Genomic DNA, 24,428 nt, shown 5'->3' on the forward strand with positions numbered 1-24,428 from the left:
CTGAACGCCCCTGAAACTAAAACCAATGCTGGTGGTGGTTTCATTACGTTATTATTTTACGTGAATACTGGCAGCACAATGACAAGCGATATGCCACAATAATAATTGATTATATACCAGGTATTTACGTAAAACAACACGAATGTTGGCGCACGGTATTTCGCCATTACACATAGGGTTAACGAAATATCGTCATTCAAGTAAAGTTCTTTATTTCCGAGTGTAGGTCGTCCACTACCACGGGCACGTCTTCCGCCGATAGTCGGTATTCCTCCATAATTCCAGCAAACACATCTTTTTTAGTTTGCTTCGATAATGTAACCCAGTAGCCCTAAATACGTTGCTTACATCAGATAAAAGTGGCGAGCTTATCGAAATTGGAAATAACATGATAGTCCTCCAGCGATCCGAACTTTCCGTCGTAGTCATAAACAACGGTATCGATGCCCAGCTCCCTTCCCGCTTTGATTTCCGAGTGCAGGTCGTCCCCTACCACGAGCACGTCTTCGGCCGATAGTCGGTATTCATCCATGATTCCAGCAAACACGTCCTTTTTAGTTTGCTGTGATAAAGCTGGATCAACCACATAACAGGCTTCAAAATCAGCTTGCAGGCCCAGCTGTTTAATTTTGCTCCACTGGAGTTTGGTAAAGCCAGTGGTGACCAAAAACTTCAGGCAATCGATGTCTTTCGTTAAGGGATAGTCATCAAAAGGTGCCATAGTATCTTTATACTCCAAATCGGCCAACAGTGCCAACGCGTTCGACGTAAGTTCATTATCAAACTGAAACTCACCGGCTACCACCTGAAACGGTTTCCGCTCGATGTTCTGTTTGATTTCTTCAAAATCCCCAACATACCTCCCGTCGCGTTCAATCAATTCATAGAGGTCATGAAACAATTTCCTCGCGATGGAAGCTACTGGATAAATTGTATTATCTAAATCAAATATGATGGCTTTCTTTTTCATTTCAGACATGATGTTTATGAATATTTATCGGGCAATATAAGGGATAATTTGCAAATGCAACCCATTAAAGCAGTCCGGCCGCCCTGTCGAAGCGGTAGCTGAGGCCGATTTCGTGGGTGGTGTTGCGTGGCTGGCCGGGTTTTATAGTTCCAGCGGGTAATAGGGATGGTCGCCACCTTTTGCAGGATCGCTTCGGCATCGACCGCTTGTCACTATCCTTTCCGCTTCCACCGCTGCAGCGCCCAGCTCACGGCGAAGCTCACCACCGCGCCGATAGCGGCCAGCACTACGGTTTTCAGCACATCATCAGTGTTGATAAACGCAAAGGCACTGAGCAGCGTACCGCTGCCCGTGCCAATGCCGAGTTGTAGACTACTCGTTTTCATCCCCGTCATCCTCCCGTCTACTGATACCATTTTCCACCGCCTCCAGTACGCCAAGTGCCAGCGTTAGGTACTTCGCCACCGCCACCACCTTCGGCGGCAGCTTCAATGGTGAGGCAATAATAAAGTGGCTGGCCACGGCCAGCGCTTCCTTAACTTTCTCATAAACTGATTGTTCTTTATCCTCTGTTTTCATGATTATTATATTTTGCTTTTCTTGGTTCAGTAAATAATGTCATCTTGTTAAATGGACCTGTTGAGAGCCAGGTTTTGGTTTATCGAAAAAGCGGCCTGGGGGGCGAAATTCCCAGTCGCGGAGTGGCCAGCCGACAAAACCTCCAACCACACCCTAATCCAAACTCCCCCCAAAGCGTTTTTCGGTTGCCACACAAGCGGCCTAGCGGACGAAGTTCCCAGTCGCGGAGTGGTCAACCGATAAAACCTCCAACCACACGTCCTCTCCCTCCGCCAGCACCGGATACACGACATCCTCCACCCGCTCCATGGCCACACGGCTGTAAACGCCTTTGCCCGCACCCGTGTGGGTTGTTACCGGCGCGATGCAGCCCCGCAGCTCGGTTGCGGCATCATTGGCCGGGTGGATGAGGATACCACTGCGGCCGGGCACGTCCAAGAGCCGTATGCAGTAGTGGAAACGGCGGCCAAGCGAGCGTACCAATCGGTATCGCCCCTCGGGGATGCAGCTTACATTCCGCCGGTTATCCCGCCAGGGCAGTTCGATGGTATGGCAGATCGGCTTCCCATAGAGGTAGAGCGTGCCATTGGTACCGTGGGGTAGGTACTCACGCTCTAACTGGAGCGTGAGGTACCCTTTGTTCAGAGTGCTATACATGATGCAGGTTCGCTCCATGCTGATTTCCCATACCCGTTGCATGCGCGTGCCTGGGCATAGTACTCCACTTTAGGTTCAACCGGCGCAATCACGTTACCTAGTGACGAGGTGGTTACGAAGATATCGCCCCACTGCGGCTCCGTGTCGCCCTCCCCTTTCGTGCCGTACCGGTATTCATAGTAGAGTTTACCCGCCACCTTCTGCACGCTGAATACAAGCTGGCCCGACTGGCGGCCGCGCACCAGCAAGCCACCGAGCGGCTGTGCCGGCACCGTTCTGCGTTGCGGGTAGGCCGTGGTTCGGAAACCCGAGCTGAGCAGCACGGTTAGGTTGCCCGCCGCGGTGGTGGTTACGTGGAAGGCCAACTGCTTGAGCAGGTCGGCCAGCACGAGGCGCGCGTCGTTCTTGGCCGACGTTTCTTCCGGCCCGCTGCGTTTGCGCGCGATGGCCAGCTTCGCCGCGAAGTCGTCGCGCGCCGTGGTCACCAACGCCAGATCGGGCGTGGGTGTCGGGAAATGGGCGTTGCCTTCCATCGCGAGCAATACCGTGTTGGCATGGACCAACAATTCATCATCGGGGACATTTGAAAAGCCTCCCCGGGCTTCGTGTTTAAAGTTCATTACTTTAACCATTTAAATGAGACCATAACAACCGGGACCATCCCGGTCTATATGAGCAAATTAGTATGGGGAGAAAGGTGCCAACGAACGTTGGCGGAAATTGGCGGAAATTGGCGGGATTTTACGCCAAATCGCGCCAAAACGCTTGGAACCAAGGCCTATCCAAGGCGGCTCCGTCGTACAACAAGTCGACTTCCACGGACTACACCGTGGCTTCCATAGCCTACGACGAGGCTTCCAGGGATTACGATGCCGCGGCCATGGACCACGGTGCCGCCGCCACGTATAACGACGGTGCTTCCAGGGGCTACGGTGGGGCGCCCACGTACCAACTGACCGCATCGACGGACTCCGACAAGGTTTGCAGAGGCTAAGATGCCACGGCCATGGACTACAACAAGGCTTCCATGGATCTATTTACGGCATCGAGGGACTACGATAAGGCAGCAAGGGGTTACGCCGCCGCATCCACGGACTACGACGAAGTGGCTAGCGGCTACGCTGCTGCCACCATGCATTAACTTGCCACATCCACGAACTACGACAAAGCGCCCAGGGGTTACGGTACCGCAGCCATGGACCACGGTGCCGCCGCCACATACTAACGTGCGACAGCCACGGGCCAGGTCGGCGCAGCCACGTACTACGCAGAGACGTTACGGAGCTAGCCTGGCACGCCGAGCCCCTACGCCGCCGAGATGAAGTGCTACGCTGCCGGCGCGGTGTACTACGCCGCCGACGGTAGTATGATAGTATCCCATTACACCCGCCCCGTACGCCGGCTTTCGGCGATGGCTTCCTCCAGGTCTTCGGGATAAAAGAAGTCGTGGCCCATGCCACGCGGTTTCAGCTTCCCTTCCGCCTTCCGGCGGTCGTAGGTGCGGTCACTGATACCGAGTAGCTCGATGGCCTCCTGCTTATATATCTTGCGCTGGGTTAACAGCGGCGCAGACGCCAGCGGCCGTGTGTTGGCCGTGATCAAGGCAAGGTGTGCATTCATGGTTTCCTGTATGGCGAATTGCCGGCGTTGTAGCTCAAGGAGTGCTTGGAGTTGCGGGTTTTCCGCTGCGCCAGCAGGTCCGTCCGGCGTTCCCTCGATAAATAACTCAACGGCCGTGATGAATCGGTCTAATGGAAAGCGTTCGATGAATTCAGAGAATGTAACCAAAATACGGTAGCTGCGCCCCGCCAGGCGGACGAGCGCGATAAGATGTTTTGTCATGGGATTTGTAGTTAAAATACCATCGGCATGACAGAAACCCGGCAAGGAGCGGCTAAACAGTCCAAAACAAGCCATAACAACCCTGCACTATCCAATAGATGGTAAAAGTTAATAAAACGAAATTAGTCAATGTAAACGATTAACACAAATGAGAACCGGCCATTTTTAAGGGTGTGGTGGCTAGTGTAAGTCACTTCGCGGGCGTCTAACCGCTCCCGGATGCTCCTTAGCCCTTTCTTCGTGCTCAATGGGGGCGGCGCTACCTGCTGCTTGACTTCATTGTCCATCACCATGATCAGGTGTCTATGGTGCAGCCCGATATATATGCCGGCTTTCGAATCACTTTTATCCACCACACCATACTTGTCGATGTTCTCCACCAACAGCATCGTCTGCATGGGAAGGACCATCACGTCATGGGCGGCGTCTGCAACTTCCAACTCGACCATGGGCGGGTATCCAAGTTTCGCTGCCATCAGTTCCAGGAATAGGTGGCTGATTTCCACTTCGTGCGCCATGGACACCAATTCGCCCGGATTAAGCCGTGCGTAGAACCGCACGATCTGATTAAAGATGTTCATATAGTACTCGGCCAGGGAGGGTTTGGCGCGAACCACGTCATTAACCGTCCCGAGCAGGTTACTGTACAGGTGGGGGATCATGGATTGCTCCAAATTGGCCTGTTCCGCTTCGTTTAGCCGCACGCGGAGTTGTTCGACCACCTCCAGAAGCTCGTCGCGTTCCCGCTCCACGCGATCAAATTTCAGATAGAAAAGAGCGAATACCAGCCCAGAATAGAGAAACACCACCACATCAAGGAAATTCTGGATGTTAAGTCTGGTCTCACTGGCGGGGTCCAATTTTACCGTTAGCTTACTCGTGGCCATGCTCACCAGGGTGAGCAGCAGCGGAATAGCAACGGCTATCGATAGTACGACACCGGCCAACTTTAACGCTGTTCGCCAATTGAAGCGATTCCACTGCGGGTTGGCCCAAGGGAATGCCCAGCAAACCGACAGGTAGAACGATCCGATATGTATGGCCAGAAAGCCAAAATAGTCCGCCCAAAGAAACGAGCTCCGCACTGCCACGAAATAACTGTATAGCCCGTAAAAGACAGCCCATATGGACCACGCAACAATATGGTTTGTTTTATTCATGGCTAACGCCCCCCATCGGCATGCCCCTCGCCCACCCCATGCCGTTTGATATAATCCAGGAACGATTTTTTCCCTTCCCCACTCAGTTTGAAGCGGTTCTCGCCTACCCAGACCTCGGCATTATTCCACTCGCCATGGTAGAGCATATTGATAACCGCGCCCTGATTGACCTTAACGAACACACCGGCAGGCTCCACCAGGTTATAGGCATTCTGCAAGGTGGTGCGTGCCACATATACGATTTCACTGCCTTTTACTGCCACATCAACATAATTTTTACTATAAGTCAAGTGCATGATATCTTTCAGGCTAACGCCGTGGTACCTCTTATCGACCGTATGCAATATGTGCAATTTATTCAGGTGGATGTAAAGCGGTATTTCATCGCCATGGCGCTTGAAAAAACGATTAAGCACCCGCATACGGATTTGATCGCACGAGACGGGTTTTTGCAAGTGGTCATCACCCATGGCGCCCAGCACCAATCCCTCTTGCCCCGTCAAACCAGTAACGTAAACCAGGTATTTGCAGTAACGTGCCAATTCAGGCCCGGCATCCAACCCGTTCCCATCAACCAAGAGGATATCGCAGAAAATGAAATCCAACGGTGCCCGCCGCCCGCGCAATTGCGCTAACGCCTCATAAGCGGAAGCAAAACTTCCGACAAGACGAAGTTCACGGGTTTTATTCGCTTCCTTAATTAAGCGGTCACGGTCTGAAGGGTCATCTTCGATTACAATGTAGGTCCATTCCATAACGGCCGGTATTTTGGTGACGGATAAAGTTACATACTTTTTTTTATTCGACACGGGAAAAAGGGCCAATCAACACAGCAAAGCCGCCATTTGACACAAAAATTCGTGGAACCTTACCCAGAATACCAATTTCGTGGAAATTAAAATCAACACGTTATGAGAAAGACAAAAGTACCTGTATCAGCCTTAGCCATCACCGGATTACTGGTATCGGCTATGTTTTTACCAACCGCTGCCACCAGCCCCCAGTTTAATCACGAAATTCTACGATCAGCCGACGGTGATGACCCCGGTGGCTTCTTTATTTTAGACACCAAATGGATCTTCTACAGGCCAACCGTATCTGGACCAACCGATGCAGGTATTGCCGAAGACATTCTTTCTAAATATGGCCAATAGGTAAGGTGATGGATAGGATATTTCCACGGTTGTTGTTGGTTGCCCACCTACTCCTGGCGCTCCGTTTGAACATCGCGAGTGCCGGGGTGTGGGCTTTCGATGCCCAATCGCGTCCCATCATTACCGCCATGGCCCAGCTGGTCGGTCTAAGCTGCACCTATGGTTTTTTTGCGCCGCGCGTGGCGAGCCCATGCTACCTCGAGATCGAAGTGGTTGGCCCCAGCGGTATGGATACGCTCATGGCACCATCCCGGCACTTTGCGAATAACGAGGGGCGCCTGCGGTACCGGAGTTTCTCCACCGTGTTTTTGGACCTGGCACACCGCCCCGATTTGCAGTACGCACCCGCAGATACCGCCTTCGCGAAACGCCTGGCGCGGGCCTTTGCCCGCTCCATCGCCGAGCGCGAGGCACTGCGGTTGGGCAAGAAGCTCAGCCATCTGCGCGTATGGGCATACCGCCACCCGTATTTGCACGAAATGAGCCTACAGAAACAACCCACCCTCCGTAAGCTGTATGAATATCGTTACCCCATTCCATAATAACCTTACGTGGCCTGTCTTTTTCAGGGTAGGAACGGCCTGTGTGCTTCTCGCATCGATGTTGAGCCTGTGGCCCGACTACACCTTTTTGTACGGCGCCGAGGGCATGGCGGACCGCGAGCTATTCCAGCTGCAACAGCCTTCCCTATTCCGCTATCTGCCCGTTGTGCACGGTGGTGTATGGCAACCGTTGGTTTATATGGCGCTGTGTCTATTGTTGGCCTGTGGAATCTTCACCAGAGGTATAGCTGTGGCCTTGTTACTCTTTCACGGTTACTTGTTTACCGGAACCTACGCTGCATTCAGCTATGGCATTGATTACATTGCCAGCAGTTGCCTATTCTATTGCGCAATGCTGCCCCCTAGGCCCAGCCAACGCAGCGCCAGCAGCTTACACTACCTGCGTTTCCTACAAATCTACGTATGCATCATTTATTTCTTTGCCGGTTTGGGCAAGGTCATGGGCCCTACGTGGCACAATGGCGAAGCCTTATGGAAAGCTGTGAGCCAACCTGGATTTGAAAGTGTTTTCAAGCCCGATCTTCTCTTTCTTGGAAGCTATCCGTTGTTGTGGACGATGGGCGGCTGGGTTGTTGTAATCCTGGAGCTTGGGTACAGCCTATTCATCTGGTTCAAGGGCACGCGGGCATACTGGCTGGCCGCCATGCTGGCGTTACATACGGGTATTGCCCTCTTTATGGGGTTGTACTCGTTTTCTGCCCTGATGGTTGTGCTCAATCTCGCAGCCTTTTATATGCCCTATCGTCCCGTCGCTAATTTCAAACAGTCCAATAAACGAAGTATTCACTCTTTTCCGGATGCTACGCGCAGCAGCGAAACCCCTATTGGCGTACCACCACCGGAAACCGCATCTACTACCGATGTATGAACATATCACATACCATCGGCTGCGGCGCTATCCGGCCGCCGCCCACCAAGACAAACCGTTATGCAAACACCTTTTACCCCCCATTTCCGAAATGCCAGCATACCGCTTACCGAAGTGAGCAGCGAACCGTTCGTGCCTACATACCCACTTCCTTTCGTCGGGAGCGAGTCGGCCGCGTACTACGTTGGCGATGGCTGCCAGCTTAATTACCGGTGGCACGATGCGTTCGATGTATTCTTAGCGGTATTGGAGGTCAATGTGGCCGATGCGCAGCAAACGATTACCATCCCCGTGTCGAGCCACCTCAACGACGTGCACTTGGTTTACCAGTTGATGGGCACCTCGCATATCCAACCCGTAAAGGGAACCGGTAATCCAACCATCCAGCTTAGCGAAGACCACCGTTTTGCGGCCTATACGCCGCCGGCAGAAACGCTCGGAATACCAGCTCATTCAACCCTCTTTAATCACGCCACCCATACGCGTATGGCTGTACTTGATGCTAACGACACCAACCCACCCAGGTTTGCTCATGGACAATGCCGTGCACCATGCGGTGGCCCAGCTTGTGGAACAGCACCGTAAGGAGTGCGCAGCGGCTGTGCGAGCCGATGACGAGCTGATATTAGCCGAAGCGGCCCGGGAGCTGGTACGGTCATTGGTAGACCGTCTGGATGGCGATAAACTACTGACGTTAAACGAACTTGCCGCGGTCATGCACGTACGCCCACGGACGTTGTGGAAGATCCATCAGCGTGCGTACAGCCGCAGTTTAAACCAATACATCCATGAGCGGTTGATGGCGCGCGCCAAAGCAATGCTGGAAGAAGGGATGACAATCAAAGCGGTTAGCCTTACCCTCGGCTATTCCACGCAGAGCAACTTCAGCCGCAGCTTCAAAAAAAGATACGGCATCAGTCCGCGCGACTATCAGGATGGGCGACACAAAAAGAGCCGGTAATTTTTTTCGTATACCAACTTTTGGTACCTTTGTTAATAATTTATTTATCAAGCCATGGGGAAGAACACATCTGTATTATTGGGTAGTCATTTCGAAGGGTTCATCAATGACCGGGTATCATCGGGTAAATATAGCTCGGCTAGTGAGGTTATCAGAACTGCTTTGCGACTACTTGAAGAAGAAGAAGGCAGAAAACAACTCCTCGTATCCGAATTGAAAAAAGGGGAAGAAAGCGGCTTTGTAGATGATTTTGACCCGGCCGAGCACCTGTCTTCCTTACATAAAGGAAAGCGATGAGTAATTACCGCATCAGTAAAAAGGCGATTGAAGACCTTGATAATATTTGGTTATACACCCAAGAAAACTGGTCGATCGCCCAAGCTGATCGATATTACAACTTACTAATCGCCGAAATCGAATACATCGCATTAAACCCGAATACCGGAAGAGACATGCGTGGAATCAGGGCCGGCTATTGGTCTTCCCAAGTAAAATCTCATCTTATTTTTTATAAGGTTGCCACAGACCAAACTGTGGAAATCGTCCGCATCCTTCATCAACGTATGGATGTGACACGCCATTTATAAAAACCACTAACCGTGCAGTGATACATTTTCGGGGTACCCCTACAAACATCGTCCTACGGGTGACGAAGCCTGAGGAAGTGATGGGCCGCTAAGAATAGTTACCTTTGCTAGATGGACAGGCACGAATATTTCAACCGCTTTCACCCGATAAGCTCGGCAAACTACGACTTATTAAATGCCAAGCTAAAAAGCCGTACGTTCAAAAAAGGCGCATTCATCACCGTGCCCGGGCAGGTCCAGAAAGCACTTTATTTCGTGAAGACCGGCGTGCAGATGTCGTATTTCGATGCCGGCGCAAAAACACACGTCGTTGCGTTTACTTACGCGCCCAACCTGTGTGCGATTCCGGAGTCGTTCCAATTCCAGCAGCCATCGACTTATTTCCTACAAAGCCTCACCGATAGCGAGATGGACTACCTATCGTATGAGGATCTCATGGCCCTGTTCGACCAATCGCAGCCATTGGAACGCCTGTTCCGGCGGATGACGGAATTTGTGCTGGCTGGTGTCATCAACCGGCATATCGAACTGCATGCGCTCACGATGCAAGAACGGTTCGTAACGTTTTGTCAACGGAGCCCGCATCTGCTGCAACTTGTGCCGCATAAGTATATCGCCTCCTACCTGGGCATCGATCCCACCAATTTCAGTAAGCTCTTCAATACAGTACCGTTCTAATATTGGTCTATACCAATAATGGAGTCGCCTATCCGTAGTAATTTTGCCAAAACAGCAAGATGGAAACACGTTGGCTCGATAAATCGGAATATCCGTTTGTATCAAATTACTTTTTGACCGGCGGGCACCAGCTGCACTACTTGGACGAGGGTGCAGGCGAAACCGTGCTGTTCATTCACGGCACGCCCTCCTGGAGTTTTGACTTCCGCCACGTCATTACCGCACTGAAACCATCATTCCGTTGCGTGGCGATCGATCATATGGGTTTTGGCCTTTCCGACAAGCCTGCGCATTATGATTATTCGACACAAAAGCATAGCGAGACGCTTGAACAGTTTGTGCTGGCAAAACAGCTGGGGCGCATGACGCTGGTGGTGCACGACTTTGGAGGGCCCATTGGACTCGATTTCGCGATGCGGCATCCCGAAAAGATATCCCGGCTAGTCATCCTCAACTCCTGGCTTTGGAGTAGCCGATCCGACCCCGAATTTGCACGCTTGCGTAAACTATTAAGCAGTCCGTTGCTGCCTTTTTTGTATCGTTACCTCAACTTTTCAGCGCGGTATCTTTTGCCAAGATCATTCGGTGACAACAAACTTCCCAAGTATCGATTACAACAATATACCAAGCCCTTTGCTGATCGAACCCAACGAAACGGCCCCCTGGCCTTTGCCAGATCGTTGCTGGCTGACCAGGAATGGTTCCAGGCGCTTTGGGAAAAAAGACAGGTGATTGCCGATAAGCCGACGTTATTCATCTGGGGCATGAAAGACCCGATTATTAAACCACAGTACCTGGATATTTTTGAAAGCGGCTTCCCGAATTCGGAAACCATCCGGCTGGAAACAGCGGGGCATTTCCCCCAGGAGGAGCAGCCGCAGGCCGTTTCGGACGCTATCCTGCGTTTTTTACACGATACCGCTTAACTTTTTACAACAGCATCTTCGTATCCGCATAGCCACGTCGATAGCACCCAAAGATCGGCTTTCCCCGCTCCACGGGGCACCTTTATCCCGATCATCCGCAACTTCCAATTGATTTTGGTGTGTAGGGAACGTCTAAATTCGTTCGTTATCGACGCCAGCAGAAAAATGAAGAGCGACTCCATAATGTTGTTTTAAAAATACAAATACAATTAAATTTTGTTGTTTTAAAAAGACAAAAAACCAACACATTGGCTGATAACCCTAAGAAATTGGTCGTACTATTTGTGAGCAGCCGGGCAGAGGGACCGGATTGTGCTGAACCGAGTGATTACGATCAGCCGTAGCTTTCACCGCTCCTCCTCTTTCTAAATTACCCCGCAGGAAAAAGATGATATAAGAAACCCGGGGGGGTGATACGTTTTTGGAGTGCGATTGCCCTTATGTTTGCTTTATTAACAAAGCGAGATATATACCTAACGATGCACGGATAGCGATTGAGAAAAACAACTATCATGGATAAGAAATCGATCATATTGGGATTAATCAGGTTGATGCTTTTACTGTTGTGGGTTCCCGTAGCAGTGGACAAGCTGTGGGATCTGCAAGGGTTCCACAGCACGCTGCTGCGGCAACCGATTCCCGAATGGTGGGCGGGCATCCTGTTCTGGTTGCTGCCGCTGTTGGAACTGCTGACCGCGGTGCTGATTGCCTGGCGGAAAAACCGGCGTCGCATTCACCAGGGCATGTGGCTTTCGACCTTGCTGATGCTTGGCTTCACGTTATTCATACTCTTTGGCGTACTAGGCTGGTACGAAAAGCGCCCGTGCGGTTGCGGGTCGGTTATCAGCGGCTTAAGCTGGGAGGACCATTTATGGTTCAATGCCGTCTTTCTAATCGTCTCTATTATCGGCATTTGGTTTACACGCACCCGTTCCGGCCGGCGCTTGCCCTACCGAAAGCCGTTGCGCCTGTTTTTCAAACGTGTGGTTGGCGCCCGCCGGCTACTTGGCGGCTCATGGCTGCACGCTATGCGTTTCCCGCGCAAATTTGCGTTGTTCCGGCGCAGGGCCTAGCTCCTACCCGACTTTGTCTACGTCTTCCTCAAGGAGGATCGGCCAAGGCACGTGACCGGAATCTCCACGTCAGTGACCGGAAGTTTGTTCATTTATTATTCACTAAACATTTTTGGTACCCTTTTTTCGATGTGATAGAAAAAAGTTCCTATTTTGGCTACAAAAAAGGTAGTTACATTTATTAAACAGTACTTTTTCATGTTGGCCCTGGCGGCAACGTTTATCGGTTTTTCGGCGTTTAAGTTTGTCGATAGCAAAATACAAAGCGACGTTACGCTCTATTTTCATGGCGATCCTACTGACGAAGATGATGTCAAAAACCCATCGTTGTGGACAGAAGAAACCAACGGTGAAACTTGTGAAGGCGACCAACTCGCCTGTGCTATGGAGGTTGACCCTAGCGATGCCGTTGGTACTGAAGGCCAACGCGAGCTTAATTCGGCGACTATTACGTTGGACGCTGAAGAAACCGACGAGGGATTCATCCCTACAGAGGGTTCGGGCACAACCAGCCCAACTGGCATTATCGAATCGTATAACCGAGATTAATTTTTTCCTTAATGCCAATATATGGGGTGGTCGATTAGACGACCACCCCTTTTCTTTCACAGCCCTTTGTCTTAATATTCATTCTGCGGCATCCCCGTAGCCGCTATAATATCCACTGGGATAGGCAATGCGAACCTATTGTCATTTGGCGAAAGTTCGATTAATTCGTCGTTCACAAATCGCTTTAAGCTTATGCTCGCGGCCTGAACATTCAAACGCTTGACGTCAATCCATCGCAAACCTCGCATCAAAAGTTCCTTACGCCGTTCGGCAAGTATCAACGACAATGTTTCATCATCAGACTCGGCTGTAAATGCACGAAACGCGCCATTTCGCCATCGCGTTTCCAATAGTGCATTCAGATCAGAAAGTGCCTGTTCACGCCGTCCAAGTCTGGCGGCGCATTCCGCCCTTATCAAATACAGTTCATCTGTTGCCAACCCCGCAAACCCATCTGTTCCTTGCGCATAACTTCCTTTAAAAGAAGCGTAGCCATCAGTCGTAGAAAAGTAAGCCAACTTCCTCAAATCACCATCTTCATAAGATCGATAAAGTGTAGAATCGATATGCGCGTAATTTGGGTGAATTGTGGGCTGTGAAGAAGCGAGTTCTGCATAAAAAATAGTTTCGCTATTGAGTCGTTGGAACGGGAATGTAGCTGATAGATTTACCTGCCCCGGATCATTGAAATCCATCAACGCTGAATAGGATGTAAGGGCCCGGTCTGCATACACATAGGCACTATCAAACTTACCCATGCTCAGGTATGCCCTTGCCAGCATTCCATATGCTGCAAGCCCTGAGGGCCGCATCGCGTGTTCCGACCGTAATGGTAGAAAATCTATCGATACTTTTAGGTCGTTGATAATTTGCCGATACGAGTCAGCCAAACTTGCCCGCTTTGACGGGACAGTCGGATCAGCATCCAAGCGTAATACAATACCAAATTCTGAATCGGCTGTGATCGGGTCATAGGCTTTTGCATAAGTCCACACCAATGAAAGAAACTGATGTGCCCTGAAAAAATGAGCGCCTCCATATACACGATCCCATTCGCTCGCGTTAACTTCTGTTCGCTCAATTCCGCCCAGTTGGCTCAGCGCCAGGTTAGCGTTATATACCGCCAAATACCCCCGTGCCCAGTCATTGTTCCACGTGTCATCAAAGTTCCGCCAGGTATACACGTTTCTATTTGATTCCGGACGTGCATTATAGGTATCGTCGGTAAGAAAGTAATCGTCGGCTGATGCTTCGGCATATGCGTTCACAGAAAAATTCATATCCCGAGATGCATCAAGTAAGCGTTGCAAACTCTCAATCGTATTGGGCGTTACCAATGCACTGTTTGATTTAACGTCGAGATACCGGTCACAAGCTGACATGCCTGCAACGCCAATAAGTAGCGATACCGTTATTGTTTTCAATTTCTTATTCATTTTCTGAATATGTTAGTGGTCATTTAGTGAAAAGTGCAAAGTAGTTATAGTGACAACCTTAAGCCAAGGGCCACTGCTCTTGGCGGTGAGAGTGTCCCCGAATAGTCGGGATCGATACCATGCTTGTTGGCGGCCCAAATAACGCCCAGATTACTTAGGTTGGCATAAACCTGTAAGCGTACGGACCTACTGCCCCATGTAAAGCGGGGATTCCAGGTGAGATTGATGTACTCCAAACGTACATGATCCCCTTTAAGCACATTTATTTCGGCCATCTTGTAAAATCCATCCCTGTTGGTAACAGCGGGGTAAACCATGGAAGGCACGTTCGTATGGTGTTCGTCGCCCGGCGCCAGCCATCTGTTTGCGACATCAGGAAACGCAGTACCATAAGAAAACAGCTCCGAATAGGACGTCACATCACGCCGGAAATAATACCCGCCTTGGAACGAAATGTTCACCGAAAGTGAAAATGCTTTATAAGACAGCGAGTTGATGATGGCCCCGAACCACTGTGGTTTGGTGCTCCCCACATATATCATATTGATCTCTTCGGCTCCGCTATCTCGAGCCTCATTACGGATGCCACTGTAGTCTGTGCTTACCTGTCCATCCATATACCCTTGTGGATTACCCTGTTCGTCAAGTCCAGCCCATTTGTAGGCCGATATGGCGTGAAGTGGCTTACCCTTTATCGGGGTAATACTATTCCCGCTGGAAAGCATGGACAACAGGTCTCTGTTAAATTGCGAGTAATAGTCTACCGTTTCATTTCGGTTAAAGCTGACCATATAGCGAGTATCCCAATGGACAGTGTTTTGAAGATTTTTAGCATCCACCAAGATATCCACTCCTTCACCCCGCATGCTGGCGGTGTTTTTGGTAATCGTTCCTTGTCCTCCCCATACCGTATAATCATAGGTCGTACTTCCATAAAGATCCCTTCCGTTTTTTATGTAATAATCCACCGTTCCCTTAATCGCACTTTGCCCGATAGCGAAATCAAGCCCAAAATTCAAGGTGCCGACTTGCTCCCACCTCAATGACGGGTCATTTAGTGTTTTAATGGCAATTGCTGGGTAATTGGTATACTTACTCGAAGATGTCGATCCTATCGGCAGGGGCGTTTTAGTCAAGTCTACGTTTCCACTATATCCATACGTCGCCCGCAACTTCAATAGTGAGACCACGTCCAATCTAAAAAACGCCTCTTTGGAGATATCCCAAAAGGCGCCGACGTGCCAGAAGGGTTTCCATTTATCATTGGTCTTCGCGCCGAATACATTCGCTCCATCGCGGCGCATACTCGCCGACAGGCTATACCGTTGCTTGAACAGCAACGCCCAATTGGTATACAGAGATACGAAACGATTGAGATTTTGCGAAAAGGATGGTGCCCCGATGATGATTGATGAGCCATTGCCGGGTATCGTTGGAAAAGAGTTCACGTAGTCCGTCCGGATGCTGGTCAATGGGTCATCGTCATATCCATAGGCAGTAAATCCGCTCCCCGCCCGTTTATTCTGCCGGGCTTCGCCGCCTAAAATTCCACTGACTTCATACATCCCCCAACGGTGACGGAAATTCGTTTGGCCCCGTAACGTGTAGGAAGAAGTCTTCATCGTCGACACATCGCGAATACCCCCTTTCGGCACATTGTAGGTCATGCGTCCTGTCGTAGGGTCCCAGACCGAAAATTGATTGATTTTGATCCGTGCGTTATAACTTTCTATGTCATCAATCCGTTCATTTTCCACCCGTTGAAATTGGTACTGCCCAGCCAAGCTGAGGTCAAGAAAAGGAAAAATCTGGTAGTTGACGCGGGTGTTACTGTATATTTCTTCCGTTGCTCCCAGCGACTGCGAAAGTAGCCAGTCTTCCAGCGGATAATAGTCCCACGAAAGATAGGGCTCACCAAAGTTTGCCGCCATGTATGATGGACTGAACGAAAGGCCTATGGGTATTGGATGACCATTATCATCCAGAAACTCCAAGTATGGAACATGCTTTCTCTGGAAGGTTAACCCATCGTAACCAGGTTTTCCAGACCGCGACCTACTATTGGTATAATAGGTGTTCACGTCTATACGCAGTCCATCTATCGGCCGAAAGCCATTTGCTAAATGAAGATTAATTTTCTTCAAATGGCCCGAACGTTCACTTCTACTAAAGGTATACCCTCCGTTTAAGCTGTAAGAATTAAACTCACTTCCACCAGCGAGCGTAAGCGCATATTGATCGACCAGCGGATTGGCCGTGAACAAATCGGTGTAGGCCTTCCGTCCATCCAACGATTTCAAGCGATCTATTTCGCGGGCTGAGTCAGCGGCACTGATCAATCCCTGGCTCTTCCTCATGAAGACTTCGGTAGCGGGCGTAAGCGATTGGTAGGGTGTCCTACTAATCTGTCTATCGTAGTGTCCGTTCTGAAAGAGCATGGCCTCTACGTCGATAAAATCCGCCGACGGCATCTGGTATATCTCGTACAGGTTAGGTTTCTCTTTGAGGATAGTTGTCTTGTTGAAAGAAACGGCCAACTTGCCACCTCCACCACGTTTCGTGGTCATGACGATTACACCGTTACCCGCCCGGGCTCCCCATATCGATGTAGCCGCCGCATCTTTCAAAACAGTGATGTTGTCGATGCTATTGGGATCGATGTTGGCAATATCACCCTCATAAATAAAACCATCCAACACAATCAATGGATCAAGCGGGCCGTTGATGGTACTTAACCCGCGCACGGAGACATTTAGCTTTTGCCCGGGCTCTTTGGGTTTGCTGTCAAAGCGTACGCCTACAGCCATGTTATCAATTCGCTGCAGCACATCCACTCCCACCTGCTGTTCCAAATCTTTTCTACTAAGCACCTGCACGGCACCAGTTACTTCATTTGGGCGGAGCATTTGGTACCCGGTGTTCACTACGACCTCTTCCAGCATTTCTTCGGTTGCTACCAACAATATATCTAAGCGGTCGTTTTCCACCTTGACGGGCACGCGCTGGCTGTGATACCCCACGTGGCTCACCAGCAAGGTATCGGGAAACATGGTGAGATGAAGGGAAAAACGACCCTCGTTATCCGCACTGGTTTGTTTGCCAACGGTGGTCGACCGTACGGTTGCACTAGCTATCGGGTTTCCCGTTGACGAATCGACGACCCTACCTGCAATATTGCTGGATTGCGCAGCGATTTCCATATGAAATACGCCACAACATACTAGAAATACAAATAATAGTTTCATATATAAAGTTATTTGGTTGACAAAAGGTTATCATGAAGGTTGTTAAACACGGCAAATTCGGTCGACCGCTTTTCTTCGCGGACATTGACCCCCATTTGTTCCAGCAACACCACGAGTTGCTTTTCATCAAGGCTAGCCACGTCACTTGGCAAGGTCACATCTACAGCGATGCCTGTATGGCCCACGAGTACCGTGGGTACCCCCAATAATTTACTGAAGTACCTTAAGACAAATCCCAAAGCGACATTTTGAAAAAAAATAGGCCCCTCTTCCGGGTTCAACTGCCTTTGCTGGATTTCACCCTTGGTGGTGATCTTTTCTATTTGTGGAGTAACCTGTAAAACAAGTACTCTTGAATCTTTCGTCAGTCTTGATACCGACACACCGAAGACACGCTCCAGATCTTCGCGTAGCAAATCCTCAGCTCGATCCATTGTCATCTTTCCGGGCACGCGGAGTTCATAACAATAGGCGTCATCGAATCCTTTGGGGTCCGTCAATCCGCGCACCACCGTCGTATCCACTCCGTTGAACACCCATTGGTTTCGCGGAATTCCACTCAGTACGTCATTGTAAGCGGTATTATAAATATAGCGCAGGGAGTAATTCGTAATTCGATAAATCGAATGCCCGTTCTCCACCGTCAATCGTCGGGATTTAAAACCGGCTCCCTCTACATAATTAGTGAGCTCCGACCGGTAGATCACTCCATTATCCTGTGGTGTTATTTCTTGCATTTCACCATCATCATCGCGCTTCATGTGGATACCTTCTACATTGCCAGAAAAAGCGGATTCGATGTTAGCCGATGTCAGCGCATCACTATACGTTGCGGCGAGGTAGGTGCCGTCTCCACTTATCCATACCATGTGTGGAAGTATCCTATGGGGGAATAACGTTTGGAATACGGTATCTGACGAAAGGTAAGGCAACCCCAGCGAATAATCATGAAGGTCTTTGTAGCGGGAAAACAACTTTTCTATTCTGTTGGAATCATCGCCCGTTTGCTTAGCGTTAACCAACAGGACCCCTAAATCGTCTGCATACTTCTTTTGATATGCCTCAAGTTTAGGAAAGCCTTCAATACAACTCTTACACCACGTGGCCCAAAAGTCAAGCACGATCAGCTTTTTATCGCGGTAGTCGTTGAGCGTAATGGTGTCCTTCCCGTCGGTATGGTTCACCACCTGCAATGGCAGGTTCCATAATACTTCGGGTATGGTATCCCCTATTTGCAAGGGTTGGATGTCTGCTACTGCCGTAGCCGCAGGCTCCGCCACTTGGGCGGAAGCCTGCTTCACGGCATACAAACACATGCTCGTTAATACAGCCAATAGGCTGATATATCGTATTTTGAATTGTTTAAGTTTATGTTTGGAAAGGGTATAGTAATCCCCTAAGCGTATTTTTTGCTTCATTTATGTTTGATTTAGATATAAGAAATCCGTTAGTTGAACTTGGTTTCTTAAATCAGACGGGCTTGGCAATAATGTTTTTGTGGAGATTAGATGTGGAGACTTCCGACGTTTTGGATATAACAAGGCTGTCCTTCTCTATTCGAGATGGAAAACTATTAGGTTGTAAAAATAAAAAACTCGGCTTCATAAATGGTTAGTCTGAAAACGAGCCGTCTTAGGTTAAAAAGATCGGGGCGGGCCCCTATTCTCCAACCGTTATCGAGGTACTACCGCTAGGACCTAAAACCCGATTTTTGAATAGGAGCCCGCCCCGTATTTTTTGCAAAAATACAAAAAGTCCGGGAGGGCGTCCCTATCACCTCGGGTTTCGTCAAAATGCGGTAGTTTCCGACAACGAGGCTCTTATAATTATTTATGTCAAAATATTAACTCAAATTTTCTCAGTTTATAGTTTCTGAATTCGATTATATGACGCCAACAGCGACTTGGTAGACAAAAATACAATTTAAATACAACTAAATAGAACTTTATTACAATTTATTTTCTAATACAATTCGAATTAAATTGCAATACATTGTAAGTAAGTTGGAAAAAGACAATAAAAATATACATCGTGGTAAAGTTTTGCATGACGCTGCAAAGCATCATCCAAAGAAAATAAAGGAAATTGTAAAGGATGCGGGCTACAAGTATGGAACGTTTTACAAACATAAAAATGATCCAAAATTATCTTTTGAAATAATCGCTAAATATGGAAAAGCAATGGATAAAGATTTTTCTATTGAATTTCCGGAAATGGCTGACATGCCGTCCTTGTTAATGTTGCCCCATAAAGATGGGCGAATGACAAACCAACAGTTTGAAAAAGATACTCAGGAAGTACGAGAGAAATATTTCACCTTGCTAGACAAACACAACCTACTCCTTGAGGCAAACATCGCACTACGAGAAGAGAATATAGAATTAAGAGATGAAATATCTAATCTCAGGAAAGAAATCGACTCTCTCACTAAAAATAAATAATCGAAGGCGAGGAAAGAGATGGAAATAAAGGTAGGAGATATAGGTCCAATCAATAAGGCAGAAATAGACTTTGGTGACCTTACGTTATTTGTAGGTCCGCAAGCCAGCGGAAAAAGCATATTACTCCAGTTGGTTAAGCTCTTAATTGACAAAGACCAAATACGCCGCACATTGGAGCAATACGGCTACGTTTGGGGAAGTGATCTCGGATCGGTTTTGGATCGGTATTTTGGAGAAGGGATGTCTGGTATTCTTGGACAAGACTCTGCCATTAACTTTAATGGAGACGCTTTCCAATTAAGCGATCTTCTCCTTGCGCCCAGCGACACCGCAGCAACGGAAAATCTATTCTATATACCTGCACAACGTGTCGTTTGCCTTCAAAATGGTTGGCCCAGATTCTTCAACGATTACGAAGACTCTGTACCATACGTATTGAGGCACTTCAGCGAAACACTTCGGCAATATTTAGAAAGCAATACCAGTAACCAGCGGTCCGACGCGATATTTCCTCGCAGTAATTGGTTGCGCTCTCCATTACGGGACTCGTTTAACGACAGTATTTTCCACGATGGTAAGATTGTGTTAGACCGTAGGGTTAAGAAGCGCTTCAAACTGAATATTGGCGATTCAAGTATCCCATACATGGCCTGGAGTGCCGGCCAAAAAGAGTTTATGCCGTTGCTACTTAGCTTCTATTGGCTGTGCCCCGATTCATCTACTGGCGGAAAAGATAGCATCAAATATGTAATCATCGAGGAGCCCGAAATGGGCTTGCATCCGCAGGCCATTGAATCGGTTATCCTGCAGATTATCGATTTACTGTCCCGAGGCTATAAAATCATTGTATCCACCCATTCGCCGGTGTTCTTGGAGTTCGCTTGGGCCTTTCGCTATTTACAAAAAGCTAAAGCTGGTGATCATTACCTTTCTGAATTGTTTAATCTCGGCCAGTCGGAGGCGGTAAGCGAGCTGTTTAAGAACATCCTTACGGAAAAGAAAATCAACACCTATTATTTCGATAGGGAAAATGACAAAGTGCATGTAAAGGATATCTCTTCACTGGATGCAGGAAGCGACGATTTATCCACTGCCGATTGGGGTGGACTATCGTCGTTTAGTTCGAAAGCGTCGGATATTATATCAAGGGTGATGGCCCAGGAAGTTTAACCAAGCAACCAATACCTAATATGACATTTAAAGAAGCTGTGGAGGCAACTCCGGACGTAAGAACCTGCTATCAAGCAGGACTGCAAGCGCTGGGAGGCGATAGTCGGAAAATCCGCCTGCAGGATACGACAAAATGCGAAGGCAGCGTGGATCTCGATGGATGCACGAGGACCATTTATCCGCAAAGCAACCGGTGGGATTATTGCTTGTCTTATAAAAACGAAGTCTTCTTCGTGGAAGTACATACAGCTAATACAACAGAAGTTAGCACGATACTTAGAAAGCTTCAGTGGTTGAAGGATTGGCTAAATCATGATGCCCCGGAACTTGCCAAATTGAAAGCGCAAAGCCGGAATCCATATTACTGGATTCAATCCTCCAAATTCAACATACCAAAAACGTCGAAACAATATAGGCTGGTCGTGCAGAAAGGGATAAAACCGATATCGTCGTTAAATTTATCTTAGTGAAAATTCAAACGTTCAGCGATTTCATCCACGAACGAATAAATCGTTTCCGTTTTTCAATACTGCCGATGGGTACATCGATGATCTCATACCCGTAACGCGCATATATTAATTTCAATTGCTGGTACGTATATACGGCCTCTTCCCAGGTTTGTTTCCGCTCCGTATCGGTTTCATAGATTTCCTGCCATGGGGGAAGAATGAAAACCGTTGGATGATATTGGCAAGTTGATACCGTTTGCATAACGGATGGCGAAATGGAATAACCGATCATCTCGGCGTAACATACCGCATCAATGACGCTGCGGTCGAAAAGATGTGTTCTTTGCGTCTGCTTTTCTACCACGCACCGATAATCCTGTATGGAGGCTGCTAACATGAGATCGGTGTACCGTTCTTTATTCTTCCAAGGCAATGCATCGCCCCCGGTGGCCAGTTGCTGCTTAATGATGGCCCTGGCTACTTCCGGAACGGTTGTTATCCCGTCCGTGGACAACGCATTCAGCAAGGAGGTTTTTCCTACGCCAGGTCCTCCTGTTATGACATATAACTTGTTCATTTATGTAAATTTAAGCGCAGGCTGACGGTAAAAAAGATGTGCCCCCAAAGGGATTGGAGGACTTCAAACATAAACCTAGCGTAAAGTTAGGAAAAGTAGACGAACTACCAAAATGAATCATTGCCTTTGTCCCGCTCCTCCTGAATGTGCATTGGTATGCTGTTCCAGTTGAAACACTGTTCTATTGCTTAACTAATTTTTTTAGTTATTTTTGTTTCTATGAAACAAAGAAGGGAATCCAAAAAAGAGGTAATAGACCTCCAAGCGTTGCGGCAGGAGTTATATATTAAACATTCGGGAAAAATCCACCCTACCATTAAAAAGTACCTAGAAACCGATGGTGTTTTTGACGAGGTATGTCACCACTTGGTCGACCTGGAATTCCAAGATAGACGGCTACATTTTCCTAGTAGCGGGCCGAGCGACTTCACCCGGTTATACGATTATCATACCGACTCCTATATACACGTACATTATAGAGGCAAGAATTAGGTTTGATGTAAAAGTAAGTTAACTTTCAAGCCGTTTCGCCACCACAGACTCACGTTTGCGCCAATTCCGCAATTGTGGCTCTTCGTACACCGGCCGACCGTCTTCATCCAACAAACCCAGAGACTCGGCGAGTTGGCGGCTCAAGGCCGCCGATTCCGGGTTCCGATCATTGATGGCGTGTTGGCTGGCAGCGATGGACTTTTCCATAGCGGCAATGGCGCGCTGGATGACCTCCAGTTCGGCTTTGTATTTCTTTTGCTTGCGAAGAATGATCATCATCCGATTAAACGCTTCGGCATTCAGGCGCTTACGGCGGGTCAATGCGCGATATATTTTGAGTGCCTCTGCATGCTTTCCTTCCTTTTCCAATTGACGCGCTTCGTCCATGAGCGTCTGCGCGGCGATTTTCTTTCTGGCCATGGGGGGGTGAGTGTATTTGGTGTTTGGTAGGTAACAGGTGGGCGGTGATTTGGTTTATCGAGCAAGAGGTTTGAATTCAATTATCTATTGTAAAACGGCACGTTGGAAAATTACTGCATCCTATGAACTCCCCAAATTTGCCGAAGCGGGGAATCAAATTACCACCGCATTGCGGGCATCGATTTTCGCTTAATGACTTTTCGCGCGCTTCCAGCTTTTGCCGGATTGCGCTGACGTGCTTACTTCGGCTATACGTAGCTTTGATATTCGCGGCATTTAGCTGTTTGAATATGGCTTGCTTATCTTCTTCAGTAAGCACCACGTCTGCATACTCTTTGATAACCTCTCGTAGCATAGATGAATAGGTTACCTCTGAGTAAATTGCGGATTTGAGCGTAGCATTGTCCGAGAAAACAACAATGGGTATGTATGCTATATTCGGGAAGGCGCGGAGATGATGCTTCAAGGCTAATACATGTCCCCTATTCTGACGGATTGGATTGTAAAACTGCTGCTTATACTTATAAAGTACTTGGGTCCAATACTCCGCTTCGTCTCCTCCAAAAATCCAGCCTTTGTAATTCTTGGTTTCGATAACGAATATGCCAAAATTTGAAACCACTACGTGATCAATCTGCGAAGTCCGTCCGCGAGTTTGCAAAACAAGATTATTAATAACGCTGTATTTCGATTGGTCCAATCTGGCAAGGATAGCCGCCGTAGACTTCTCTCCCAAATGGCCTTTGATAATCGGCTTAAAAGCTTGGTAAATGCTGGATAAGCCAACCGCTATGATCAGCCAGATGTACCAGTGTTCTAAAATGAAATCAGCCATCATTGGTTATTAATGTGGTTACCAGCCGGTGCAGGGTTATGTTAGTCGTCTGTATTTGTGCACACTGGATTCAAAGATACGTAGATATTTGTAAAGGTTTCTATGTTAGATTTATTGTCTATCGGATAAAACCGAGCTGCAAGCAACCAGTTGAAGAAAGCGCATCCTAGAACAACTACTTCTAGCTTTCCGTTTCTAATGCATAAAACTAATATTATTAGCATTATATTTGTGCGATTATGTCGTATAGCTACTCTACAGATACTGCGATGCCACGGGAGGTTAAAAAGCTTCTTTTGGAGGCTTGGAATAACCAACAATGGGTTTATGACCGGCTGGACGACAAATGGTATACCCCGGAAGAATTCAAAGCCGAATGGTCAAAGCATGTCACGCCACACAACATTAACCGGTATATGGCGCGCTCGCCGGAGGCGGGCATTGCCGAATCATTGGCCTGCTTGCGCCGCGGACTGGAGCGCGCAGAGGAATTTCATAAAAAGTTGCAGGGGTATTATGGGGTGGGGTTGAGGAGGAAATGATGATTTTATTTAAAAATATTTGGAGATTTCTTATCTTAGCGTTCAAGGATCAATTATTTAACCAAGTCAGCAGGCCCGTCCATGAGTAATAAAAAAAAGGTTGAGGTATTTAAGGTAACCATAAAATCTGGCGATAACGTCATCCCACCCTCTTTCGAAGAAATACTTCTAAATCAAGATTTTCAAAACGATGTAATTAGATACTATGCAATATAATTCCCCCCGAAAACAGGACAGCAGTTTAAGTTAGATTT

33 protein-coding genes are annotated in these 24,428 nt (G+C 48.4%); 18 read left to right on the forward strand and 15 right to left on the reverse strand.

From position 1 onward, the window contains the following. Positions 1-349: 349 nt before the first annotated feature. The 5 genes from NGM62_RS18750 to NGM62_RS18770 all read right to left on the reverse strand — a co-directional run bounded on the left by NGM62_RS18750 (position 350) and on the right by NGM62_RS18770 (position 2,826). Complete coding sequence (locus NGM62_RS18750; RefSeq protein WP_262249828.1) at positions 350-979, reverse strand: HAD family hydrolase; 630 nt, start codon at positions 977-979, stop codon at positions 350-352. A 203-nt stretch (positions 980-1,182) separates the two neighbouring features. Next, positions 1,183-1,356, reverse strand: a complete 174-nt coding sequence (locus tag NGM62_RS18755; RefSeq protein ID WP_262249829.1) for a hypothetical protein — start codon at positions 1,354-1,356, stop codon at positions 1,183-1,185. Beyond that, positions 1,343-1,549, reverse strand: coding sequence for a hypothetical protein (locus NGM62_RS18760; RefSeq protein WP_262249830.1), 207 nt, complete (start codon positions 1,547-1,549; stop codon positions 1,343-1,345). The genes NGM62_RS18755 and NGM62_RS18760 overlap by 14 nt, the downstream gene beginning before the upstream one ends. Before the next feature lie 201 nt (positions 1,550-1,750). Next, the gene (locus tag NGM62_RS18765) at positions 1,751-2,224 is read right to left on the reverse strand and encodes a DUF5675 family protein (RefSeq protein WP_262249831.1); all 474 of its coding nucleotides are present in this window, start codon (positions 2,222-2,224) and stop codon (positions 1,751-1,753) included. Then, positions 2,191-2,826: a DUF1822 family protein gene (locus NGM62_RS18770; protein ID WP_262249832.1), complete on the reverse strand. Its 636-nt coding sequence runs from the start codon at positions 2,824-2,826 to the stop codon at positions 2,191-2,193. The genes NGM62_RS18765 and NGM62_RS18770 overlap by 34 nt, the downstream gene beginning before the upstream one ends. A 65-nt stretch (positions 2,827-2,891) precedes the next feature. On the opposite strand from NGM62_RS18770, the gene NGM62_RS18775 reads away from it, so the two are divergent. Both NGM62_RS18775 and NGM62_RS18780 read left to right on the forward strand, forming a co-directional pair. Then, positions 2,892-3,200, forward strand: a complete 309-nt coding sequence (locus tag NGM62_RS18775; protein ID WP_262249833.1) for a hypothetical protein — start codon at positions 2,892-2,894, stop codon at positions 3,198-3,200. Between the two features lie 12 nt (positions 3,201-3,212). Then, positions 3,213-3,347, forward strand: a complete 135-nt coding sequence (locus NGM62_RS18780) for a hypothetical protein (RefSeq protein WP_262249834.1) — start codon at positions 3,213-3,215, stop codon at positions 3,345-3,347. A gap of 239 nt (positions 3,348-3,586) precedes the next feature. On the opposite strand, the gene NGM62_RS18785 is transcribed toward NGM62_RS18780, so the two are convergent. The 3 genes from NGM62_RS18785 to NGM62_RS18795 all read right to left on the reverse strand — a co-directional run bounded on the left by NGM62_RS18785 (position 3,587) and on the right by NGM62_RS18795 (position 5,963). Next, a complete protein-coding gene (locus tag NGM62_RS18785) occupies positions 3,587-4,048 on the reverse strand; it encodes a hypothetical protein (protein WP_262249835.1) in 462 nt (153 codons plus the stop codon). Positions 4,049-4,170: 122 nt separating this feature from the next. Further along, positions 4,171-5,208 (reverse strand): hypothetical protein, encoded by a 1,038-nt coding sequence (locus NGM62_RS18790; protein WP_262249836.1) that lies wholly within the window; start codon positions 5,206-5,208, stop codon positions 4,171-4,173. 2 nt (positions 5,209-5,210) lie between these two features. Continuing rightward, the gene (locus NGM62_RS18795) at positions 5,211-5,963 is read right to left on the reverse strand and encodes a LytR/AlgR family response regulator transcription factor (protein WP_262249837.1); all 753 of its coding nucleotides are present in this window, start codon (positions 5,961-5,963) and stop codon (positions 5,211-5,213) included. Positions 5,964-6,119: 156 nt separating this feature from the next. Here NGM62_RS18795 and NGM62_RS18800 point away from each other — a divergent pair, with 156 nt between their 5' ends. From NGM62_RS18800 to NGM62_RS18840, 9 genes are all read left to right on the forward strand, one after another. Then, positions 6,120-6,362: a hypothetical protein gene (locus NGM62_RS18800; RefSeq protein ID WP_262249838.1), complete on the forward strand. Its 243-nt coding sequence runs from the start codon at positions 6,120-6,122 to the stop codon at positions 6,360-6,362. An 8-nt stretch (positions 6,363-6,370) separates the two neighbouring features. Further along, a complete protein-coding gene (locus tag NGM62_RS18805) occupies positions 6,371-6,904 on the forward strand; it encodes a hypothetical protein (protein WP_262249839.1) in 534 nt (177 codons plus the stop codon). Next, positions 6,879-7,793: a hypothetical protein gene (locus tag NGM62_RS18810; RefSeq protein WP_262249840.1), complete on the forward strand. Its 915-nt coding sequence runs from the start codon at positions 6,879-6,881 to the stop codon at positions 7,791-7,793. The genes NGM62_RS18805 and NGM62_RS18810 overlap by 26 nt, the downstream gene beginning before the upstream one ends. A gap of 60 nt (positions 7,794-7,853) precedes the next feature. Continuing rightward, a complete protein-coding gene (locus NGM62_RS18815; RefSeq protein ID WP_262249841.1) occupies positions 7,854-8,378 on the forward strand; it encodes a hypothetical protein in 525 nt (174 codons plus the stop codon). Further along, positions 8,326-8,754 (forward strand): helix-turn-helix transcriptional regulator, encoded by a 429-nt coding sequence (locus NGM62_RS18820; RefSeq protein ID WP_262249842.1) that lies wholly within the window; start codon positions 8,326-8,328, stop codon positions 8,752-8,754. The genes NGM62_RS18815 and NGM62_RS18820 overlap by 53 nt, the downstream gene beginning before the upstream one ends. Positions 8,755-8,808: 54 nt before the next feature. After that, a complete protein-coding gene (locus NGM62_RS18825) occupies positions 8,809-9,051 on the forward strand; it encodes a type II toxin-antitoxin system ParD family antitoxin (protein ID WP_262249843.1) in 243 nt (80 codons plus the stop codon). Then, positions 9,048-9,341: a type II toxin-antitoxin system RelE/ParE family toxin gene (locus tag NGM62_RS18830; RefSeq protein WP_262249844.1), complete on the forward strand. Its 294-nt coding sequence runs from the start codon at positions 9,048-9,050 to the stop codon at positions 9,339-9,341. Before NGM62_RS18825 ends, NGM62_RS18830 begins: the two co-directional genes overlap by 4 nt. 111 nt (positions 9,342-9,452) lie before the next feature. After that, the gene (locus NGM62_RS18835; protein WP_262249845.1) at positions 9,453-10,019 is read left to right on the forward strand and encodes a Crp/Fnr family transcriptional regulator; all 567 of its coding nucleotides are present in this window, start codon (positions 9,453-9,455) and stop codon (positions 10,017-10,019) included. Between the two features lie 59 nt (positions 10,020-10,078). Beyond that, positions 10,079-10,945 (forward strand): alpha/beta fold hydrolase, encoded by an 867-nt coding sequence (locus NGM62_RS18840; RefSeq protein ID WP_262249846.1) that lies wholly within the window; start codon positions 10,079-10,081, stop codon positions 10,943-10,945. On the opposite strand, the gene NGM62_RS18845 is transcribed toward NGM62_RS18840, so the two are convergent. Beyond that, positions 10,942-11,127: a hypothetical protein gene (locus tag NGM62_RS18845; protein WP_262249847.1), complete on the reverse strand. Its 186-nt coding sequence runs from the start codon at positions 11,125-11,127 to the stop codon at positions 10,942-10,944. The genes NGM62_RS18840 and NGM62_RS18845 overlap by 4 nt on opposite strands. A gap of 312 nt (positions 11,128-11,439) precedes the next feature. On the opposite strand from NGM62_RS18845, the gene NGM62_RS18850 reads away from it, so the two are divergent. Further along, on the forward strand, positions 11,440-12,018 hold the full coding sequence (locus tag NGM62_RS18850) for a MauE/DoxX family redox-associated membrane protein (RefSeq protein WP_262249848.1): 579 nt from the start codon (positions 11,440-11,442) through the stop codon (positions 12,016-12,018). A 153-nt stretch (positions 12,019-12,171) separates the two neighbouring features. Next, positions 12,172-12,567 carry a hypothetical protein gene (locus NGM62_RS18855; protein WP_262249849.1) on the forward strand — a complete coding sequence of 132 codons (396 nt, stop codon included), beginning with the start codon at positions 12,172-12,174 and terminating at the stop codon, positions 12,565-12,567. Between the two features lie 71 nt (positions 12,568-12,638). Here the strand turns inward: NGM62_RS18855 and NGM62_RS18860 are convergent, their stop codons facing one another. Genes NGM62_RS18860 through NGM62_RS18870 form a run of 3 tightly spaced genes read right to left on the reverse strand, consistent with a single transcriptional unit; the run spans position 12,639 to position 18,666 of the window. Continuing rightward, the gene (locus NGM62_RS18860) at positions 12,639-14,003 is read right to left on the reverse strand and encodes a RagB/SusD family nutrient uptake outer membrane protein (RefSeq protein WP_262249850.1); all 1,365 of its coding nucleotides are present in this window, start codon (positions 14,001-14,003) and stop codon (positions 12,639-12,641) included. Positions 14,004-14,047: 44 nt separating this feature from the next. Then, positions 14,048-17,248 carry a SusC/RagA family TonB-linked outer membrane protein gene (locus NGM62_RS18865; RefSeq protein WP_262249851.1) on the reverse strand — a complete coding sequence of 1,067 codons (3,201 nt, stop codon included), beginning with the start codon at positions 17,246-17,248 and terminating at the stop codon, positions 14,048-14,050. A gap of 8 nt (positions 17,249-17,256) precedes the next feature. Then, positions 17,257-18,666: a TlpA disulfide reductase family protein gene (locus NGM62_RS18870; protein ID WP_262249852.1), complete on the reverse strand. Its 1,410-nt coding sequence runs from the start codon at positions 18,664-18,666 to the stop codon at positions 17,257-17,259. A gap of 585 nt (positions 18,667-19,251) precedes the next feature. On the opposite strand from NGM62_RS18870, the gene NGM62_RS18875 reads away from it, so the two are divergent. From NGM62_RS18875 to NGM62_RS18885, 3 genes are read left to right on the forward strand one after another with little or no spacing between them, the layout of a single operon-like run. Then, positions 19,252-19,689, forward strand: coding sequence for a hypothetical protein (locus NGM62_RS18875; RefSeq protein ID WP_262249853.1), 438 nt, complete (start codon positions 19,252-19,254; stop codon positions 19,687-19,689). Positions 19,690-19,707: 18 nt separating this feature from the next. After that, the gene (locus NGM62_RS18880; RefSeq protein WP_262249854.1) at positions 19,708-20,859 is read left to right on the forward strand and encodes an ATP-binding protein; all 1,152 of its coding nucleotides are present in this window, start codon (positions 19,708-19,710) and stop codon (positions 20,857-20,859) included. Positions 20,860-20,879: 20 nt separating this feature from the next. Beyond that, a complete protein-coding gene (locus tag NGM62_RS18885; protein ID WP_262249855.1) occupies positions 20,880-21,326 on the forward strand; it encodes a hypothetical protein in 447 nt (148 codons plus the stop codon). Between the two features lie 7 nt (positions 21,327-21,333). Here the strand turns inward: NGM62_RS18885 and NGM62_RS18890 are convergent, their stop codons facing one another. Continuing rightward, entirely contained in the window at positions 21,334-21,885 is a 552-nt protein-coding gene (locus NGM62_RS18890; RefSeq protein ID WP_262249856.1) for an AAA family ATPase, read from the reverse strand. Positions 21,886-22,104: 219 nt separating this feature from the next. Between NGM62_RS18890 and NGM62_RS18895 the strand changes: the two genes are divergently transcribed. After that, a complete protein-coding gene (locus tag NGM62_RS18895) occupies positions 22,105-22,377 on the forward strand; it encodes a hypothetical protein (protein WP_262249857.1) in 273 nt (90 codons plus the stop codon). Positions 22,378-22,395: 18 nt separating this feature from the next. On the opposite strand, the gene NGM62_RS18900 is transcribed toward NGM62_RS18895, so the two are convergent. Continuing rightward, positions 22,396-22,797 (reverse strand): hypothetical protein, encoded by a 402-nt coding sequence (locus tag NGM62_RS18900; protein ID WP_262249858.1) that lies wholly within the window; start codon positions 22,795-22,797, stop codon positions 22,396-22,398. Between the two features lie 76 nt (positions 22,798-22,873). Then, the gene (locus NGM62_RS18905) at positions 22,874-23,635 is read right to left on the reverse strand and encodes an NERD domain-containing protein (RefSeq protein ID WP_262249859.1); all 762 of its coding nucleotides are present in this window, start codon (positions 23,633-23,635) and stop codon (positions 22,874-22,876) included. Positions 23,636-23,871: 236 nt separating this feature from the next. On the opposite strand from NGM62_RS18905, the gene NGM62_RS18910 reads away from it, so the two are divergent. Then, a complete protein-coding gene (locus tag NGM62_RS18910; protein WP_262249860.1) occupies positions 23,872-24,174 on the forward strand; it encodes a hypothetical protein in 303 nt (100 codons plus the stop codon). The last annotated feature ends 254 nt before the right edge of the window (positions 24,175-24,428 follow it).

It is taken from the genome of Parapedobacter soli (assembly GCF_025460835.1).
In the GTDB taxonomy this organism is placed as follows: domain Bacteria; phylum Bacteroidota; class Bacteroidia; order Sphingobacteriales; family Sphingobacteriaceae; genus Parapedobacter; species Parapedobacter soli.

Coding starts and splice junctions, on each gene's coding strand:
- NGM62_RS18790 (WP_262249836.1), bottom strand. CDS start 5,208: ATGAATAAAACAAACCATATTGTTGCGTGGTCCATATGGGCTGTCTTT.
- NGM62_RS18765 (WP_262249831.1), bottom strand. CDS start 2,224: ATGGAGCGAACCTGCATCATGTATAGCACTCTGAACAAAGGGTACCTC.
- NGM62_RS18810 (WP_262249840.1), top strand. CDS start 6,879: ATGAATATCGTTACCCCATTCCATAATAACCTTACGTGGCCTGTCTTT.
- NGM62_RS18795 (WP_262249837.1), bottom strand. CDS start 5,963: ATGGAATGGACCTACATTGTAATCGAAGATGACCCTTCAGACCGTGAC.
- NGM62_RS18870 (WP_262249852.1), bottom strand. CDS start 18,666: ATGAAGCAAAAAATACGCTTAGGGGATTACTATACCCTTTCCAAACAT.
- NGM62_RS18910 (WP_262249860.1), top strand. CDS start 23,872: ATGTCGTATAGCTACTCTACAGATACTGCGATGCCACGGGAGGTTAAA.
- NGM62_RS18760 (WP_262249830.1), bottom strand. CDS start 1,549: ATGAAAACAGAGGATAAAGAACAATCAGTTTATGAGAAAGTTAAGGAA.
- NGM62_RS18785 (WP_262249835.1), bottom strand. CDS start 4,048: ATGACAAAACATCTTATCGCGCTCGTCCGCCTGGCGGGGCGCAGCTAC.
- NGM62_RS18815 (WP_262249841.1), top strand. CDS start 7,854: ATGCAAACACCTTTTACCCCCCATTTCCGAAATGCCAGCATACCGCTT.
- NGM62_RS18800 (WP_262249838.1), top strand. CDS start 6,120: ATGAGAAAGACAAAAGTACCTGTATCAGCCTTAGCCATCACCGGATTA.
- NGM62_RS18750 (WP_262249828.1), bottom strand. CDS start 979: ATGTCTGAAATGAAAAAGAAAGCCATCATATTTGATTTAGATAATACA.
- NGM62_RS18835 (WP_262249845.1), top strand. CDS start 9,453: ATGGACAGGCACGAATATTTCAACCGCTTTCACCCGATAAGCTCGGCA.
- NGM62_RS18885 (WP_262249855.1), top strand. CDS start 20,880: ATGACATTTAAAGAAGCTGTGGAGGCAACTCCGGACGTAAGAACCTGC.
- NGM62_RS18880 (WP_262249854.1), top strand. CDS start 19,708: ATGGAAATAAAGGTAGGAGATATAGGTCCAATCAATAAGGCAGAAATA.
- NGM62_RS18820 (WP_262249842.1), top strand. CDS start 8,326: ATGGACAATGCCGTGCACCATGCGGTGGCCCAGCTTGTGGAACAGCAC.
- NGM62_RS18755 (WP_262249829.1), bottom strand. CDS start 1,356: ATGAAAACGAGTAGTCTACAACTCGGCATTGGCACGGGCAGCGGTACG.
- NGM62_RS18775 (WP_262249833.1), top strand. CDS start 2,892: ATGGGGAGAAAGGTGCCAACGAACGTTGGCGGAAATTGGCGGAAATTG.
- NGM62_RS18825 (WP_262249843.1), top strand. CDS start 8,809: ATGGGGAAGAACACATCTGTATTATTGGGTAGTCATTTCGAAGGGTTC.
- NGM62_RS18780 (WP_262249834.1), top strand. CDS start 3,213: ATGGACTACAACAAGGCTTCCATGGATCTATTTACGGCATCGAGGGAC.
- NGM62_RS18860 (WP_262249850.1), bottom strand. CDS start 14,003: ATGAATAAGAAATTGAAAACAATAACGGTATCGCTACTTATTGGCGTT.
- NGM62_RS18890 (WP_262249856.1), bottom strand. CDS start 21,885: ATGAACAAGTTATATGTCATAACAGGAGGACCTGGCGTAGGAAAAACC.
- NGM62_RS18900 (WP_262249858.1), bottom strand. CDS start 22,797: ATGGCCAGAAAGAAAATCGCCGCGCAGACGCTCATGGACGAAGCGCGT.
- NGM62_RS18865 (WP_262249851.1), bottom strand. CDS start 17,248: ATGAAACTATTATTTGTATTTCTAGTATGTTGTGGCGTATTTCATATG.
- NGM62_RS18805 (WP_262249839.1), top strand. CDS start 6,371: ATGGATAGGATATTTCCACGGTTGTTGTTGGTTGCCCACCTACTCCTG.
- NGM62_RS18840 (WP_262249846.1), top strand. CDS start 10,079: ATGGAAACACGTTGGCTCGATAAATCGGAATATCCGTTTGTATCAAAT.
- NGM62_RS18770 (WP_262249832.1), bottom strand. CDS start 2,826: ATGAACTTTAAACACGAAGCCCGGGGAGGCTTTTCAAATGTCCCCGAT.
- NGM62_RS18830 (WP_262249844.1), top strand. CDS start 9,048: ATGAGTAATTACCGCATCAGTAAAAAGGCGATTGAAGACCTTGATAAT.
- NGM62_RS18845 (WP_262249847.1), bottom strand. CDS start 11,127: ATGGAGTCGCTCTTCATTTTTCTGCTGGCGTCGATAACGAACGAATTT.
- NGM62_RS18895 (WP_262249857.1), top strand. CDS start 22,105: ATGAAACAAAGAAGGGAATCCAAAAAAGAGGTAATAGACCTCCAAGCG.
- NGM62_RS18905 (WP_262249859.1), bottom strand. CDS start 23,635: ATGATGGCTGATTTCATTTTAGAACACTGGTACATCTGGCTGATCATA.